A 626-nucleotide genomic window follows, 5' to 3' on the forward strand; every position below is an offset into this window, starting at 1 on the left:
TCAGCTAATTTACTATGTAATTGGCCACCATTGATCGCATCGGTAGAACCAGCTTTGATTTCACCATCTGCAATGTTGCTTAATTTAGTTGTACCACCAATTGTTGTACCATCTGGATTTACTAAACGAGCTTCTACAGTTGTTGCTGGTTGTGCATTGTTCAAGACATTGCCGTCTTTATCTACATTAGTAGCTGGGTAGTATTGACCATCGTTAGCTTTTGCTAAACGGTTGCCATTTTCATCCGTATACACCACTGTACCAGCTTCGCCGTTACGTAATGCATTCACTTTAGATGTTAAGTCTTTACCATTTAAGCCGTCTTTGCCAGTCAAGCCTTTGTCACCTGCCACTGCAGTTGCATCGGCAGCTTCTTTACCAGTACCTGCTTTACCATCACGACCGTCAGCGCCAATTGTGCCTACTGTGTTAGCCAAGTTGTCTACTTTCGCTAATTTAGCTTTTGTATCTACAGACAATCCTACTGTGTAAGCACGTACTTTGTTAGTATCTTCCGTACCACCAGTTACTTCAAGTCCATCTCCAGCCGCTACTGTTGTATCGATAGCATCTACTGTATATGTTGTTACATGGTCAACCGTAGCATCTGTAACCTTCACATTTTT

1 pseudogene is annotated in these 626 nt (G+C 42.2%); it reads right to left on the minus strand.

Annotation, left to right across the window (positions count from 1 at the left end):
* Positions 1 to 626: pseudogene (locus tag EO121_RS08575) on the minus strand (hypothetical protein); the annotation flags it as partial.

This window comes from Veillonella sp. CHU732 (genome assembly GCF_003992085.1).
Classification (GTDB): domain Bacteria; phylum Bacillota; class Negativicutes; order Veillonellales; family Veillonellaceae; genus F0422.